Annotated in this window: 12 protein-coding genes; 10 read left to right on the forward strand and 2 right to left on the reverse strand. The window is 72.1% G+C overall.

Annotated features, from left to right (window positions below):
• Nucleotides 1-33: 33 nt before the first annotated feature.
• On the forward strand, nucleotides 34-837 hold the full coding sequence (locus AB0B83_RS01195; RefSeq protein WP_357576433.1) for an ABC transporter permease: 804 nt from the start codon (nucleotides 34-36) through the stop codon (nucleotides 835-837).
• A gap of 49 nt (nucleotides 838-886) precedes the next feature.
• Here AB0B83_RS01195 and AB0B83_RS01200 read toward each other — a convergent pair whose 3' ends face one another.
• Complete coding sequence (locus AB0B83_RS01200; RefSeq protein ID WP_357576434.1) at nucleotides 887-2,830, reverse strand: proprotein convertase P-domain-containing protein; 1,944 nt, start codon at nucleotides 2,828-2,830, stop codon at nucleotides 887-889.
• Nucleotides 2,831-3,049: 219 nt separating this feature from the next.
• Here AB0B83_RS01200 and AB0B83_RS01205 point away from each other — a divergent pair, with 219 nt between their 5' ends.
• The gene (locus AB0B83_RS01205; RefSeq protein ID WP_357576435.1) at nucleotides 3,050-4,489 is read left to right on the forward strand and encodes an aldehyde dehydrogenase family protein; all 1,440 of its coding nucleotides are present in this window, start codon (nucleotides 3,050-3,052) and stop codon (nucleotides 4,487-4,489) included.
• Nucleotides 4,490-4,499: 10 nt separating this feature from the next.
• Here AB0B83_RS01205 and AB0B83_RS01210 read toward each other — a convergent pair whose 3' ends face one another.
• On the reverse strand, nucleotides 4,500-5,732 hold the full coding sequence (locus AB0B83_RS01210; RefSeq protein WP_357576436.1) for an SUKH-3 domain-containing protein: 1,233 nt from the start codon (nucleotides 5,730-5,732) through the stop codon (nucleotides 4,500-4,502).
• A 75-nt stretch (nucleotides 5,733-5,807) separates the two neighbouring features.
• Here AB0B83_RS01210 and AB0B83_RS01215 point away from each other — a divergent pair, with 75 nt between their 5' ends.
• The 8 genes from AB0B83_RS01215 to AB0B83_RS01250 all read left to right on the forward strand — a co-directional run bounded on the left by AB0B83_RS01215 (nucleotide 5,808) and on the right by AB0B83_RS01250 (nucleotide 15,610).
• Nucleotides 5,808-6,227: a YbaB/EbfC family nucleoid-associated protein gene (locus AB0B83_RS01215; RefSeq protein WP_357576437.1), complete on the forward strand. Its 420-nt coding sequence runs from the start codon at nucleotides 5,808-5,810 to the stop codon at nucleotides 6,225-6,227.
• Nucleotides 6,227-6,565 carry a hypothetical protein gene (locus AB0B83_RS01220; protein WP_357576438.1) on the forward strand — a complete coding sequence of 113 codons (339 nt, stop codon included), beginning with the start codon at nucleotides 6,227-6,229 and terminating at the stop codon, nucleotides 6,563-6,565. The genes AB0B83_RS01215 and AB0B83_RS01220 overlap by 1 nt, the downstream gene beginning before the upstream one ends.
• Nucleotides 6,566-6,583: 18 nt before the next feature.
• Nucleotides 6,584-10,939 (forward strand): toxin glutamine deamidase domain-containing protein, encoded by a 4,356-nt coding sequence (locus AB0B83_RS01225; protein ID WP_357576439.1) that lies wholly within the window; start codon nucleotides 6,584-6,586, stop codon nucleotides 10,937-10,939.
• Nucleotides 10,936-11,391, forward strand: coding sequence for a hypothetical protein (locus tag AB0B83_RS01230; protein ID WP_357576440.1), 456 nt, complete (start codon nucleotides 10,936-10,938; stop codon nucleotides 11,389-11,391). Before AB0B83_RS01225 ends, AB0B83_RS01230 begins: the two co-directional genes overlap by 4 nt.
• A gap of 224 nt (nucleotides 11,392-11,615) precedes the next feature.
• Complete coding sequence (locus AB0B83_RS01235; protein ID WP_357576441.1) at nucleotides 11,616-12,008, forward strand: hypothetical protein; 393 nt, start codon at nucleotides 11,616-11,618, stop codon at nucleotides 12,006-12,008.
• Nucleotides 12,009-12,034: 26 nt separating this feature from the next.
• Nucleotides 12,035-12,745, forward strand: a complete 711-nt coding sequence (locus AB0B83_RS01240; protein WP_357576442.1) for an endonuclease V — start codon at nucleotides 12,035-12,037, stop codon at nucleotides 12,743-12,745.
• Nucleotides 12,746-13,000: 255 nt separating this feature from the next.
• Nucleotides 13,001-14,158: a hypothetical protein gene (locus AB0B83_RS01245; protein ID WP_357576443.1), complete on the forward strand. Its 1,158-nt coding sequence runs from the start codon at nucleotides 13,001-13,003 to the stop codon at nucleotides 14,156-14,158.
• A 69-nt stretch (nucleotides 14,159-14,227) separates the two neighbouring features.
• On the forward strand, nucleotides 14,228-15,610 hold the full coding sequence (locus AB0B83_RS01250; RefSeq protein ID WP_357576444.1) for a phosphomannomutase/phosphoglucomutase: 1,383 nt from the start codon (nucleotides 14,228-14,230) through the stop codon (nucleotides 15,608-15,610).
• Nucleotides 15,611-15,662: the final 52 nt, after the last annotated feature.

A 15,662-nucleotide genomic window follows, 5' to 3' on the forward strand; every position in this document is an offset into this window, starting at 1 on the left:
GAGCCCCGCAGTCGCGAACGAGAGGTTGGCACTGTGAGTGCGCGGATCTCCCGCTGGCTGGCCGATCGTTGGGTGGCGGGCGTGGCGCTGCTGGTGCTCGGCTACCTGCTCCTGCCGATCGCCGTGGTCGCCGCGCTCTCCTTCAACCGCCCCTCCAGCCGCCTGTCGTACGACTTCGACGAGTTCACCCTCGACAACTGGCGCAACCCGTGCGCCACCTCCGACATGTGCGACGCGGTGGTGCGCAGCGTCCAGATCGGCTTCATCGCGACCGTGGTCGCCACGGTGCTCGGCACCCTGATGGCGTTCGCGCTGGCGCGGCACCGCTTCCGTGGCCGTTCCGCGATCGACGTGCTGATCTTCCTGCCGATGGCCACCCCCGAACTGGTGATGGGCACCTCGCTGCTGGCCCTCTTCGTCTCCGCCGGGGTGCCGCAGGGCTTCTGGACCGTCGTCGTCGCGCACGTCATGTTCTGCCTGTCGTTCGTGGTGGTCACCGTCAGGGCGCGGCTGGCCGGAATGGACCCCCGGCTGGAGGAGGCCGCGATGGACCTCTACGCGAGCGAGTGGCAGACCTTCCGGCGGGTCACCCTGCCGCTGGCGCTGCCCGGCATCGTGGCCGCCGCGCTGCTCGCGTTCTCGCTCTCCTTCGACGACTTCATCGTCACGAACTTCAACGCCGGCACCACCGTCACGTTCCCCATGTACGTCTGGGGCGCCGCCCAGCGGGGCATCCCGCCGCAGGTCAACGTCATCGGCACCGCCATGTTCCTGCTCGCGCTGCTCCTGGTGCTCCCCGGCACCCTACGAACGCGGAGAGCCCCTCGCCGCCCGTGAACGGTGGCGAGGGGCCCTTCGGTGCGGCCGTGCCTGGAGCTGACGGTCCCTAGAGGGTCAGGGTCCAGCCGTCGATGTAGCCGGTGTCGCCGGAGGCGGCGTCCTGGACGCGCAGGTTCCAGGTGCCGTTACGGGTCTCCGTGGAGAGGTTGACCGTGTAGGTCTGGTTGATGTTGTCGGCGGAGCCGCCGGTGCGGTTGTGCAGGGTGTAGGCGCTGCCGTCGGGGGCGACCAGGCTGACGACGAGGTCACCGACGTAGGTGTGCACGATCTGCACGGCGACCTTGCTGGTCGACGAGGCGGTACCGGTGCAGCCGGCGATCGCGATGCTGCTGGTGACCGTCGCGTTGTCGTTGACGGTGACGTTGTTGGCGTTGGTGCCGGTGCAGTTCGTCGTGCCGGAGCCGCCCAGGTTGAGCGTCCAGCTGTTCACGTAGCCGGTGTCGCCGCTGGCGGCGTCCTGGACCCGCAGCTTCCAGGTGCCGTTGGCGACCTCGGAGGAGAGGTTGACCGTGTAGGTCTGGTTGATGTTGTCGGCGGATCCGCCGGTGCGGTTGTGCAGGGTGTAGGCGCTGCCGTCGGGGGCGACGAGGCTGACGGCGAGGTCACCGATGTAGGTGTGCACGATCTGCACGGCGACGGTGCTGGCGGAGCCTGCGGTGCCGGTGCAGCCCGCGATGGTGATGGTGCTCTCCACCGTGGCGTTGTCGCTGATCGTCACGTCGGTGCCGTTGGTCTGGGTGCAGCCGGTGGGCGGCGGGGGCGGCGGGGGCGTGGTGCCGCCGTCGCCGACGTACAGCAGCTTGTTGGGCGAGCCGGTGCCGGGGCTGGTCACCGCGTTGCTGGTGGCGTCGGCGACGAGCTTGTCGCGTACCTGCTGCGGGGTGAACGTCGGGTTGGCGGCGAGCACGAGCGCGGCGGCGCCGACCACGTGCGGGGTCGCCATCGAGGTGCCGCTGATGCTGTTCGTGGCCGTGTTGCTGGTGTGCCAGGCCGAGGTGATCGAGCTGCCGGGCGCGAAGATGTCCAGGCAGGTGCCGATGTTGGAGAACGACGAGCGGGCGTCGGTGTTGGTGGTCGAGCCGACGGTGATGCCGGCGAGGAGGCTGGCCGGCGAGCTGTTGCAGGCGTTCGCGCCGTAGTCGTTGCCGGCCGCCAGGCCGTAGGTGACGCCGTCGGCGATGGAGCGGGCCACCGCGTCGTTGAGGGCCTGGCTGAAGCCGCCGCCGAGGCTCATGTTCGCCACCGCGAGCTGGCCGGCGGCGTGGTCGCCGGTCACCCAGTCGACGCCCTGGATGACGCCGGCGTCGGTGCCGCTGCCCTCGCAGTCGAGCACCCGGACACCGACCAGCGTGACGCCCTTGGCCACCCCGTAGGCGGTGCCGCCGACCGTGCCGGCCACGTGCGTGCCGTGCCCGTTGCAGTCGTCCGCGCTGCCGCCATCGATGGAGTCGAAGCCGGTGACGGCACGACCGCCGAAGTCGCTGTGGCCGAACCGGATGCCGGTGTCGATGATGTACGCCTTCACGCCCGAGCCGGTGTTCGGGTAGGTGTACGAGTTGTTCAGCGGCAGTGCGCGCTGGTCGAGCCGGTCCAGGCCCCAGGACGGGGTGGGGCTCTGCGTACCGCTGATCCGCATGGTGTGGTTCTGCTGGACGTAGCGCACCGAGGGGTCGGCGGCGAGCCGCTTGGCCTCCGCCTCGGACATCCGGGCCTCGAACCCGCGCAGCGCGTTCTGGTACGTCCGGTTGACCGCGCCCCGGTGCCGGCCGGCGAGGTCACGCGCCTTCTTGGTGACGTCGGTCCGGCCCACCGAGGTGTCCTTGAAGACCACGATGTACGAGTCGTCGACGGCGGTGGCGCCGCCCGCCATGAGGATCTGTCCCTCGGCGGGGGCAGCCGTCGCGGGGGCGCCGAACGCCACGGCGGTGGCGACGGCGGCGGTCAACACGCCGACGCGCCAGCGGCGCGCGGCGGGGTAGGGGAGTGTCATCCCTCGGGTGTTCCTCTCGTTACACGACGGCGGGTCCCGCCATCGATCGCAATTGATCAAAGTGAGCAAGAGCGTAGGGCCTCCACGGCGAAAAGTGGAGACGTGAGAGCACCTTGTGTTTAGAGGTCGAACTGCGGTAATGCATCGACGCGTCGCGAAGTTCCGGCCGTCGCCCGCTCGTGCGGATCAGCTCCCGGTGGAGGGGCTACGTTGCTGCGTGTGGACCCGGTCGCCTTTCATGTCGCCTCCCGCCCCGCCCACGGCGAGGGCGAGCTGACTGTCCACCACCCGTACGACGGGCGCGCCGTCGGTCGTACCACCCTCGCCACCGCCGGCCAGGTCGAAGCGGCCGTCGCGGCAGCCGCCGGGGTGGCCGCGGAGGTCGCGGCACTGCCCGCGCACGCCCGCGCGGCGGCCCTGGACCACGTGTCCCGGCGGCTCGCCGAGCGGGCCGAGGAGTTCGCGCGGCTCATCACCGCCGAGAACGGCAAGCCGCTGAAGTGGGCCCGCGCCGAGGTCGGGCGGGCCGTCTCGACCTTCCGCTGGGCCGCCGAGGAGGCCCGGCGCTTCTCGGGCGAGCTGCAACGCCTCGACACCGACCCCGCCGCCACCGGGCGGATCGCCCTGGTCCGGCGGGCGCCGAAGGGGCCGGTGCTCGGCATCGCGCCGTTCAACTTCCCGCTGAACCTCGTCGCGCACAAGGTCGCCCCGGCCATCGCGGTCGGCGCCCCGATCATCGTCAAGCCCGCCCCCGCAACCCCGCTGTCGGCGCTGCTGCTGGGCGAGCTGCTCGCCGAGACCGACCTGCCGGAGGGGGCGTTCTCGGTCCTGCCACTACCGAACGAGCGCGCCGCCGAGCTGGTCGCCGACCCCCGGCTGCCGGTGGTCTCGTTCACCGGCTCCGGGCCGGTAGGCGCGGCGATCCGCCGCTCGGTGCCCGAGAAGCACGTCACCCTGGAGCTGGGCGGCAACGCCGCCGCCGTGATCTGCGAGGACTGGAACACCGCCGAGGACCTGACCTTCGCCGCGCACCGCATCGCGACGTTCTCCAACTACCAGGCCGGCCAGTCGTGCATCGCCGTGCAGCGGGTCTACGCGCACGAATGGCTCTACGACGCGTTCCTGCCCCGCCTCGTCGCGGCGGTGCAGGAACTGCGGGTCGGCGACCCGTCCGACCCCCTCACCGACGTCGGGCCGCTGATCTCCGCCGACGCCGCCCGCCGGGTCGAGGCGTGGGTGGACGAGGCCGTCACCGCCGGCGCCACCATCGAGCTGGGCGGCCGGCGCGACGGCGCGACGTACCCGCCGACCGTGCTCTCCGGCGTGCCGGCGGACGCCAGGGTCTGCGCCGAGGAGGTCTTCGGGCCCGTGCTGGTGGTCGCCCGCGTCGCGCACGACCAGGCCGCGTTCGCCGCCGTCAACGACTCGGCGTACGGGTTGCAGGCGGGGGTCTTCACCCACCGCCTCGACACGGCCTTCGCGGCGCACCGCGCCTTGGAGGTGGGCGGGGTGATCGTCGGCGACGTGCCGTCGTACCGGGCCGACCAGATGCCGTACGGCGGGGTGAAGGGCAGCGGCGTCGGGCGGGAGGGTGTGCGCAGCGCCATGGAGGACTACACGGAGCCCCGGGTCATGGTGCTGACCGGCCTGTCGCTGTAGCGCCGCCCGCTCACCAGGTGCCGTCGTCGCGTACGCGGGCCGGCGCCCGGCCGAGCAGCAGGGTGGTCAGCGCGGCGTCGATGTCCTCGCCGAGGAACCACTCGCCGGCCTGATCCAACGCGAAGACCCGCCCCCGCTCGTCGACGGCGAGGATGCTGTCACCGTGCTCGGACCCGACGGGAAAGAGCCGCGTACGGAGCACGGCGGCGACGTCGGCGAGCGTGTCGGCCGAGTGTGCGCTCCGGAGCGGGTTGGTCGTGAACCGACTGATCCAGACCTGCTCGCCGGGGCCCCGGCGGCTGCTCACGATCGCGGGGAAGGCGGTCAGCGCCCGCTCGGCCGCAGGGAAGGGCTCGTGGCGGTGTCGCTGGCCGGCGACCTCGCACGTCTCCCGGATCGCCCCGGCGGCCAGGGCGGGGTTGAACTCGCTGTCCTCCCAGCCTCCCTCCATGAGCGCGTCGGCTACGGCAGCCGGGAAGCGGCCCGGATGGTGCGGGTGCTGCGACTGCGGGTGCCACTCGGAGGTGAAGGCCAGGTCTGCCCAGGACAGCGCGTTGAAGTGGACCAGGAAGTTGACGCACGAATCGCAGGCTCTCTCCGCCCTGCCGCCATAAGCGTCGCCCGCCTCACGTACCCGGAAGACCTCGAGGCGGGCACCGCCCAGCAGCATCTCCGCGTCGGCCATGCCGAGCGGCGCGATGCCCTCGGTGGCGCGGTGGTGGTCGTAGTGATGCAGGACGTCGGAGACGACGATCAGCTCGGCGTGCCGGTCGCCGCCGCGTACGAGGTGGCCGGCGGGTTGCTCGTCCAGGTAGGAGCGCACGAGTGGGTGGTGGTTGAGGGTGACGTCGCCCTTGGCGCCCTGGGCGCGGAAGAGTCGTCCCCCGACCGTGAGGTGGGCCGCCGTGTTGGGGGTCGGTAGGCGGCGGATCTCGCGGAGCAGTTGGCTGGCGGGATCGACGGTGCGGGGCACGCCGGGGCCCTGCGGGCGGCTGCGGCGGTACATCTGCGCGACCGCGTCGGTCGGCACGCGCGGCCAGGTGGTCGTCTCGCCGGTGACCTTGTCGATGACGGTGGTGGGCAGGTCGCCGGGCATCGTCCTCGCCTCGATGGGCACGGTGGACGTGATGACGTAGCCGAGTTCGAACTCGTCGACATGGGGGTGGCAGTCGTGTCCCAGTCGTTGTGACTCGCGGCGGGCCCACACGGCGGCGAGTTGCTCGGCCTGCTGGCGATCGATCACGGCTTGAAAGTACCGGACCCCACGGATTCGTGGCGCCCGGTATGGTTCGCCCTACCGACGGTAACCGGGGGGAGGGTGGCGTTGGCCGAGAGTGTGGACCGGGACGCCAATCGCGCGCTGCGGGCGCGGTTCGACGAGGTGTACGGGGACTACCAGCGACTGAGGTCCGGTCTGGACGAGCTGCAGGGCCGGCTCGCCGAGCTGCGGGTGACCGAGCGCTCCGAGGACGGTCAGGTGACCGCCACCGCCGGTGCCCGTGGCGAGCTGATCTCGGTCGAGCTGCACCCCGCCGTCTTTCAGGACCGGGACGCGAAGGCGTTGAGCCGGAAGATCACGGCCACCGTCCACCAGGCCGGCGCTGCGGCGGTCGCCGCCACCCAGGAACTCGTGGCCGGCTACCTGCCCGCCGGCTCCGGGGCGACGGACTTCCTGCGTACGGGTGACTTCGGTTCCTTACTGGGCCGGGCCGACGCCGTACTGCGCCGGGGCGAGTGATGGACGGTCAGCTCTGGCTCGACCCGCAGCGCGCCCGACGCGGGGGCGTCGACCTCGCGCTGTCCGGCGAGGCCGTCACGGCACGCCGTCGCCAGCTGGGCGGCGCCATCGCGGCGGCGAGCGACCGCTCGCCGTGGGGCAAGGACGACATCGGGGCCGCGTTCGAGCAGAAGTACCGCAGCTTCGAGGAGCTGGTCCTGCGCGCGTGGGAGGGCGTGGGTCGGCACCTGGAGGGCCTCGGCGCCGATGTGGTCCGGTCGGTGGACGCCAACCTGCGGACGGATGCGGCGAGTGCGGGGCGGCTCGGCCGCGTCGGCGACCGGCACCAGCAGCGCTGATCCGCTGAGGAGACCCGGATGAGCGTGTTGCCGAGCCCCATCCCGCACCCGCTGGACTACTCGCCCTGGCAGTTGCCTGGCTGGGTCTACGAGGCCCTCGACTGGGTGATCGGTGTCGAGTGGCCGGAGGGCAACGAGCGGGCGGTCTGGGAGCTGGCGGATCAGTGGTATGCGGTGGCCGCCGCGTTGGCGGGGCCGCGTGCCGACGCCGTTGCCGCCGCTGGTGAGGTGCGAGGCGGGTACGGCGGCGTCGGGGCGGTCGCGGCGGCCTTCGACGCCGCCTGGCGTCGGGTGGCGGAGGGCGACGAGGCGCCGCTGCCGGTGCTGCTGGCTGTCAGCACGGAGCTGGGTCGGTTGGTGGAGGAGTGCGGCTGCGACATCGAGGGCGCGAAGCTCGAGGTGTGGATCGAGCTGGGCATCCTGGTGGTCGAGTTGCTGTCGCTGGCGGTGGCGACGGTGCTCACCGCCGGTGCGGCCTCGCCCGCCGCCGGGGCAGCGATCGCGGCCACCAGGACGGTCGTGCAGCAGATCTTCAAGCGGCTGATGGCGCAGCTCGCCCGCAAGTCGATCAAGCAGGGGCTCAAGGAGGCCGGTGAGCGGGCGGCGAAGGAGGTCACCAAGGGCGGCATGCGGGGGTTCAGCCGTCGGGCGGCGCTGAGTGGTGTGTCGGAGGCGGCCGAGGAGGGCGGCATCAACCTCGCCACGCAGGCGTACCAGAACTCGACGGGCCGCCGGCACGGGCTGGACGTGACGGAGTTGGGGACCACGGCGCTCGGCGGTATGGCCGGCGGGGCGGTGGCGCCGCTGGCGGGTCTGGGGCGGCACGCCACCGGCCGGGGTGCCCGAGTCGGGGAGCACTTCGGCCGTGAGATGGCCGGCGAGGTGATGGCCGACCAGGCCGCGCGCCTGGCCACCGGCCAGGGGTTGACCTCGGTGGAGGACGCGGCCCGCGCGGCGGCGTCCGGTGCCCGTGGTTCCGCCACCGCGCAGGCCGACGCGGCCTTGCAGGCACGGCTGAACGGCCAGATGAGTGCCCTGGCCGGGATGCCTTCCATCTCGGTGGACAGTGGGGCTCCCACGCAGCCCTCGACCTCCAATGCAGGTTCGATGCCGGGTGTGGAGGCGTCCCGCCACGCGCTCTCGACGCCGGACGCGGAGACGCCCCGATCAGTGCCTGCCGTCGGGGTCGACACGCCAGTCAAGGCGAGTGCGGCGACCGCGACGCCAGCGTCTCCGGATGCCCGTGCACCCGAGTCCGACTGCCGGATTCCCGAGCAGCGCGTGGCCTCGTCCAGTACGCCGTCTCAGGTTTCCGACTCGGTCTCCGCCGCCCACGAGGTCAGGCCAGCGGTTGAGGGTGTGCCAGCGGAGGTACGGACCGCTCCACCGCCCCCACCCGACGTCGATTCCGGGGATCGGTCCGTACTCCCGGCGTCCCAAGCCGAGGCGCCCAGGGCTCCGCTCAACCCGACGCTCTCCTCAGTCGCGTCTGCCGCACCTTCGACAAGTACTCATGCCCAGTCGGTAATCCCTGGTCCCGTCAACGAATCGGTGCCCGGTTCCGGGCCGGCCGCGCAGAACGCCGGTGTCGCGGCAACCAACCCGCCGACGACCGGGGGCCCAGCGCTCCACGGCTCAGCAGCGAACTCACCGCTCGCCGGCATCCCGGCGCAGGCATCCCCGGTCGCCGCCACGGGGCCGGCAGCGTCCGGTGAGACGACGGCGAGAACCGCAGGGCCGAAGGTGGGCTCATCGCGCGTCCCAGACGTGGGGTCCGGGACGCCCGTGGTCCCGTCACCGACAGACCGAACGCCTGAGGCGGTGCCACACCCGTCAAGAGCCGCAGGGCAGCCACCTCCGCGTCCGCGCACGCCGGAGTGGTACGCCGCCAGATGGGCCGCGGACCAGGACGCGTTCGAGCGGCGCCGCTACCGGGGGCACTTCGAGTTCCAGCGCAGGACTCATGAGGAGAACCGCCGCCTGGACAGCGCGGCGCGACTGCGTCAGGCCGCAGATCGGAGCTACGACGAAGCCCGGTGGCTAGTCAGCGAGGGCCGTCGCCTGGCGCAGGCCGGGCATCGCGCTGCCGCCGAGCGCTACTTTCTGGGGGCGCGTGACCGGGAGCGCTGGTGTCACCAGCAGAGGGATCTGGCAGAAGCGGTCCTCGCCGGAGCAGCCGCCCCAGGCGTCGTCGCCGTCGATGGTGCGGACTTCCGCCGGATCAACGACGACGTCGGGGACCTGGCGTACGGCGCCGTGGAGACCGTCGACCGTTCGGCGTTGACGGGCGACGACTACCCGCCGCCGATCGACCGGTCACGCGACTACGGCCGGCCCGGCGGTCTGCGTCCGCCGCTGGCCCTGCACCAGACCGACATCGAGCGGCAGGTGCCCCGAGAACCCGACGGAAGCGTCCGCCGCAATGCCGACCCCCGGCAGGGCGGCTGGTTCGGGCTGGTCAACGACGGCGGACCGCAGGCCGACCCGACCCGCGGCATCAACTGCATCGACTGCACCCTGTCGATGTTCGACACCTGGATGCACGGCCGCCCCCGGGTCGCCGCCCCCCGCACCTTCGACGCCTACGTGGCAGGCGACGTCACACGCCCCATCAACGGCGAACGAGACGGCATCGGACGGGTGGAGGACATCACCGGAGGCCGCTTCCAACGCCTCTGCCAGCCCACCCAGGACATCCAGGGCACCCAGCGACAGCACGCCATCGACACCGGATACCGCAACCTCCACGCCCAACTACGCCTCGGCGGCCCCGGCAGCTTCGCCTTCGTCATCAACAACTGGGAACAGGGCGGCGCCCACATCTGGGTCGCCCTCAACCAGAACGGCACCATCCTCTACCTCGACCCACAGACCGGCGCCGTGTCGACCACACCCCTCTACCGGCACCACGGCGTCGCGCACCCCGACAACGCCGTCGACACCGAAGTCCTGATACTCGGCTCCGACGGCAGACCCATGCCACTGGGCGGACTACGACGAGGACGATTCAGCCAACGACCAGACCTACCGCAGTACCCACCCGCCGACACCGACCAGGGATACGGCGAACTGCACCTCAACCGCATGTATCTCCTGGACGGACCGGGCTCGGCTCCGTCCGACAGGTCGACGTCACCGGGGCTCCCGCGAGAGCCCGACGAGGCGGCGCCGGCCCTCGGACGCAGCGACACGCCGCCCGAGGACCTACGGACGGCGCGGGAACGCGCGCAGGCGGAACGGTCAGGAAACCGAATTGCCGTCGGCGCGATCCTGGCTGCGGAGCCCGACCTGGAACGGGTCTTCGCCGCAGGCGTGACGCCGGCCGAGGTGGCGGCCGGAGTGGACGCGCCGGCACTCCGGCGACTCGTACCGCAACTTGACGACGCAGGCGCCGGAGACGTGGCACGGCTGTTTGCGGATCCACGCGTGCAGCGGATGCTGGATGAGACGTGGCGGCAGCCGCCCAGGGACGAGCCGATGTTGGCCGAGAGCCTCGTCCGGCAGTTGGCGCAGCGACCTGACCTGGCGCGTATGGTCCTCGCTACGCCTGAGTTGGCCACTTCGCTGACGGCCAGGCCGTTGACGATGCTCCATCTGGCTGCACAGCAGCAGGCGATCGACGCCCTCGGCTCCGTACTTGATGACATCGGTCGGCGAGGTGTAGCGGCTGTCATCGGAGAAGGCGTTGCCTCCCCACGACCTGCGGAACTCACCAGCGCACAGCGGCTGCTGAGTGAACGTGTGGCAGCTCGAGGACGATCGCCGGTGCAACTGGGCTTCGACGCGACGAGGCGTCACGACGACGACTATCGGTCGGCTTTCGTGCAGCGTCTCTTTGCTGAGTCCGAGGACGCTCAGCGAGAGTTGAACCGGATGGCGACTAGTCTGGCCAGCGGCGTGGGCAGGCCAGGCTGGCGCGCCAAGCCGAAGGGTATAGATCGGGTGAAGGACAAGCTTGTCGAGTACGAGAACGATGCCTCTCGACTCAAGGACCTGGCGGCGGCAAAAGTCGAATTCCAGCGGCTCGAAGATCTCTACAATGCCCTGGGCGAGCTGGATCAAGATCCCGAAGTAGTGATCGTTGGCATCAAGGACCGCTTCCTCAGGCCGCAGCGCAGTGGTTATCGTGACATCCTTGTGAACCTCCGGATGTCGAACGGACACGTCGCTGAGCTCCGCTTACACCTTGCGGCCATCGACGAGGTTGCCAGCTGGGAACATCCTCTGTACGAGGTCCGACGTGATATCGAGGCGCTCGCCGAAGCGCAGGACCGACCACTCACCCCAATGGAGCAAGCCGTGCGGTATGGATTGAGCCGCGAAGGGCAGGAAGCCTACTGGCAGGCGATGAGCGATAGACGGAGCGAGGCGTGACTGTGGTGGAAATACCTCCTGGACTCGTTTTCCCGGCCTTCTACAGTTACTACGAAGCTCCCGTCAAGCTCGTCGAAACGGGCGGTGGAAGTGTCGCTGCCTGGCGGCTGTCGAAGGATTCGGGAGGCTGGCTTCAGGCGAATCACCTCATGGGCAAGCTGTTTGCTGCCGAAGGCGATGAGGTGGAGGAATTGACCCGTGAAGAGTTCATCCAACGTACTGAGCATGACCGTGGGTACTACCTTCGAGGCGAAGGCCCTGTCTTCGCTCTCTACGAAACGGTTCGGGCGATCCAGGACGGGGTGGCTCGCGAGAGGCGGTACCCGAATCCCACCGAACTCGCCCTGATCGCCGGAATTCAACGCAGGACTTTCGTCATGTTCGAGGAACAACTCCAGCAGTCGGGCGATCCGGCCGCAGACCCAAGCCTGGGTTCGGGAGAGCAGGCGTAGGGCAACTGTTGAAGGGCAGTCGCACCAGAGTGTTCGCCAGAACCCCGACGCCGTTGTGGCTCTGGCTGGTCGGTAGTCCACCCAGGTGGGACGCCAGTTTCCGGCGGACGGTCACCGGCCGGGACGTGCCGAGGCGCTACCGCTCGGAGTCCGGCCAGTAGGCGTCCGCCGCCTGGAGGTCGCGGGTTCGGGGGCGGGTTGTCGGGCCGGAATACCATGGCGAAATGGCTGAATCGGACAATGGGCAGAAGTCGCCCGGCCCTGGTGGGTGGCAGTCCAACGCCTGGGCGTGGCCGGTCGGCCTCATGCTCGGTCTGGTCATCGGCCTGGCCGCGCTGGACGGAGCCGCCGGTGGGGGCGTCGGCATCGGGATGGGGGTGGCCTTCGCCGTCGCCCTCGGAGCCGGCAGCACCCGGGACACCGACAGCGAGGACGCCGACAGCGAGGACACCGACGGCGAGGACACCGACAGTGCGGGCGACGACATGAAGGACGACGACGGGCGGGACGCTCACGAGCAGGGCGCCGAGCGGCAGACGGTCGGCCCGGAGGGCGCCGGGACGCCGGGTGCCGACGGGCAGGGCGTCGACAGGCCGCGCACCGACGGGCCGTCATGACGCCGGGCAAACCCGGAGCCGCGCGGGTGGAGACGACCGGGACGTCGGACCCCCGGATCGACAGGCCGGGCAGCGTGGCGGAGGCGCTGGCCGTACAGGAGCGGTTGCGGCCGCTGGTGGACCTGGTCGGGCCCGGTCCGGCCGAGCCCGCGACGGTGGCCGGGCTGGACGTGGCGTACGCCGAGAGCGGTGACCGGCTGGCGGCGGCCGTGACCGTGCTGGACGCCCGGACCCTCGCGGTGGTCGACTCGGCGGTGAGCGTGGGCCGGCCCGCGTTCAGGTACGTCCCGGGGCTCTTCGCCTTCCGCGAGCTGCCCGCGCTGCTCGACGCGCTCGACCGGCTGACCGTGCTTCCCGAGCTGCTGGTCTGTGACGGGCACGGGCTGGCCCACCCGCGCCGGTTCGGGCTCGCCTGCCACCTGGGCGTGGTGACCGGCCTGCCCGCCGTCGGGGTGGGCAAGACGCCCCTGCTGGGGGAGTGGACGCCGCCGGCCCAGCGTCGGGGCGCGTGGACGCCGTTGCGCGACGGGGGCGAGACCGTGGGTCGGGTGCTGCGTACCCGGGACGGCGTGAAGCCGGTCTTCGTCAGCGTCGGCCACCGGATGAGCCTCGACGACGCGACCGCGCGGGTGCTGGCGTTGACGCCGCGCTACCGGCTGCCGGAGACCACCCGTACCGCCGACCGGCTCTGCCGCGACGCCCTGGCCGCTGCCGAGGCGACCGCCCGCGCCACCTGAGGCCGCCGCCGAGGCGACCGCCCGCGCCACCTGACGCGGCCGCCGAGGCGACGGCCCGCGCGATCTGGGGCCGCCGCCGGGTTCGGCAGGCCCGGACCGACGGACGCGCGAGCGTCCCGCCGCCGGCCAGGGTGCGCGGACCCGGTCGCGGGGTAATACGGCGCACATCCGGAGCGCTCAATGACCGGGCCCCGACGGGGCCCGGTAGTAGCCTGACCGGCGGACCCCCGTCGGGGGAGGAACGGCGAGGTGATCATGGCGGTACGTCGGCACGCGGCGCGGCTCGCGACGGTCTGCGCGTTGCTGGGCGGCCTGGTGGCGCTCGGCGCGACGCCGGCGCTCGCCGCAGGCGACTCGGTCCGGGTGCGTTCGGCCGGCAGCTTCACCGCCGGCGGTTCCGCCGGGGGCGTCTCGATCGAGGTGCGCAAGCGCAGCGATGGCTGCGTGCTGCTGCGTACCGCACTGGGGTTGCGCCTGGCCGGCCTGCGCGCCGACCAGGTCAGCGCGCAGGTCAACGTGGGCGGACGCTGGTTCCCGGTGCCGCTCTCCGGAAACGGTGGCAGCGCGGCCACGTCGGCCACCTCGCCCCTGAAGCCGAGGCTCTGCAAGGGCAAGACCATCACGGTGCGCTACCGGGTGGCGTTCGACGCGGAGGTGCCGGGCGGCCGGCTGACCGTCAGCGGCGCGGCCAGCGACGCGCTCGGGCGGGCCCTGGGCCGGGGCGCGGTGGCGTCCCGGGTGGTCGGCGACCGGGCCACGCCCTCGCCGACGCCGAAGCCGTCGAAGAAGCCGTCGCCCACCCCGAGCGCGGTCGCCACCGAGGTGCGGGCCGGCGCGGCGGATCCGAGCCTGGCCGCCGGCCAGGGCGCGGGCGCCGTCAGCAACGCGGCTGAGGAGGAATCCTCCGGCGGCTCGGTGGTCATGTTCTTCGGCATCGCCATGGTCGCCGTCGGGATCCTGCTCATCGTCCTGCTGTTCCGCCGCTCGCGGGCGGACAAGGAGCCGGCCGACCCGGGCCACGTCCCGCTGCCCCGCAACCCCGGCGGCACCACCTACCGCTCCGGGCAGGGCCCGGCCGCCGCCCCCGGCCCACCCGGCCAGGTGTACGGGCAGCAGCCGCCCGCCCCCGGCCTGTACGGTGGCGCGCCCGCCCCGCGCCCGGCCGGCGGCGCCCCCGCCCCGCGCCCCGCCGGCGGCGTGTACGGCAGCCGTCCGGCACCGGCCCCGGAGGCCACGCAGGTGGTGCCCGGCGCGCCGGCCGCCCCGCCCGTGTCGGCCCCGCCGGCGCCCCCGGTGCCGGGGCAGTACGGGGCGCCGCCGCCCGTGCCGCCCGCCCAGGGCAAGCCCGGTGACCCGCCGCCGGAGACCGGCGGTGGCGACCACACGGTGTTCATGCCCCGGCTCCCCGGCTGAGCCGGGCCGCGCCGCGCCGCTCCGATACGCTCAGGCCGTTGAGGACCTGCGGCGCGAGGAGCGAGACCGGTGTCTGATCTGTCCCAGATCGTGAAGGCCTACGACGTCCGTGGGACGGTGCCGGACCAGTGGGACGAGCAGGCCGCCGAGGCCCTCGGCACGGCCTTCGCGCAGGTGCTGGACGGCTTCGGCGAGCGGGACGGGGCGGCGCTCGTCGCGCACGACATGCGGGCCACCGGTCCTGCTCTGGCCGCCGCCTTCGCCGCCGGCGTGCGCGCCGAGGGGCGCGCCGTCATCGAGCTGGGCCTCGCCTCCACCGACATGCTCTACTACGCCTCCGGCGCGCTGGGGCTGCCCGGCGCGATGTTCACCGCCAGCCACAACCCGGCGCAGTACAACGGCATCAAGATGTGCCGCTCCGGCGCTCGCCCGATCGGGCAGGACAGCGGGTTGGCCGAGATCCGCGAGCGGGCGCAGGCCCTGCTGGACAAGGGCGAGCGCCCGACCGCCACGCCGGCCGCGCCGGCCGAGCGCCGCGACCTGCTGGCCGACTACGCGGCGTACCTGCGGCAGCTGGTCGACCTCTCGGACATCCGTCCGCTGAAGGTGGTCGTCGACGCCGGCAACGGCATGGCCGGCTACACCGTCCCGGCCGTGCTCGGCGACGCCGTCCTGCCGGCCCTGCCGCTGGAGATCGTGCCGCTCTACTTCGAACTCGACGGCACCTTCCCCAACCACGAGGCCAACCCGCTGGACCCGGCCAACCTGCTCGACCTCCAGCGCGCGGTGATCGAGCACGGCGCCGAGATCGGCCTGGCGTTCGACGGCGACGCCGACCGCTGCTTCGTGGTCGACGAGCGCGGCGAGCCGGTCTCGCCGTCGGCGGTCACGGCCCTGGTGGCGGCCCGCGAGCTGGCCAAGCACCCCGGCTCGACGGTGATCCACGGTCTGATCACCTCCCGGGCGGTGCCGGAGATCATCCGCGAGCACGGCGGCGAGCCGGTCGTCGCCCGGGTCGGGCACTCCTTCATCAAGGCGGAGATGGCCCGGACGAACGCGATCTTCGGCGGCGAGCACTCGGCCCACTACTACTTCCGCGACTTCTGGTTCGCCGACACCGGCATGCTCGCCGCGCTGCACACCCTGGCCGCCCTGGGTGAGCAGTCGCTGCCGCTGTCCGTGCTGGCCGGCGAGTACGAGCGGTACGTGGCCTCCGGCGAGATCAACTCGACGGTGGCCGACCAGGCCGCCAAGGTGGCCGAGGTGCGGGCCGCGTACCCGCAGGCCGACGTCGACGAGATGGACGGGCTGACCCTGCGCTTCCCGGACGGCGCGTGGTTCAATCTGCGCGCCTCCAACACCGAGCCGCTGCTGCGGCTCAACGTCGAGGCCCCGACGCGGGAGCGGATGACCGCCCTCCGTGACGAGGTGCTCGACCGCGTTCGCCGATAAGATCGCCTGCGCCGGTCGGCACCGTCGATCGGTGAGACCGCATACGTGGAAG

It is taken from the genome of Micromonospora sp. NPDC049060 (assembly GCF_040649055.1).
In the GTDB taxonomy this organism is placed as follows: Bacteria; Actinomycetota; Actinomycetes; order Mycobacteriales; family Micromonosporaceae; genus Micromonospora; species Micromonospora reichwaldensis.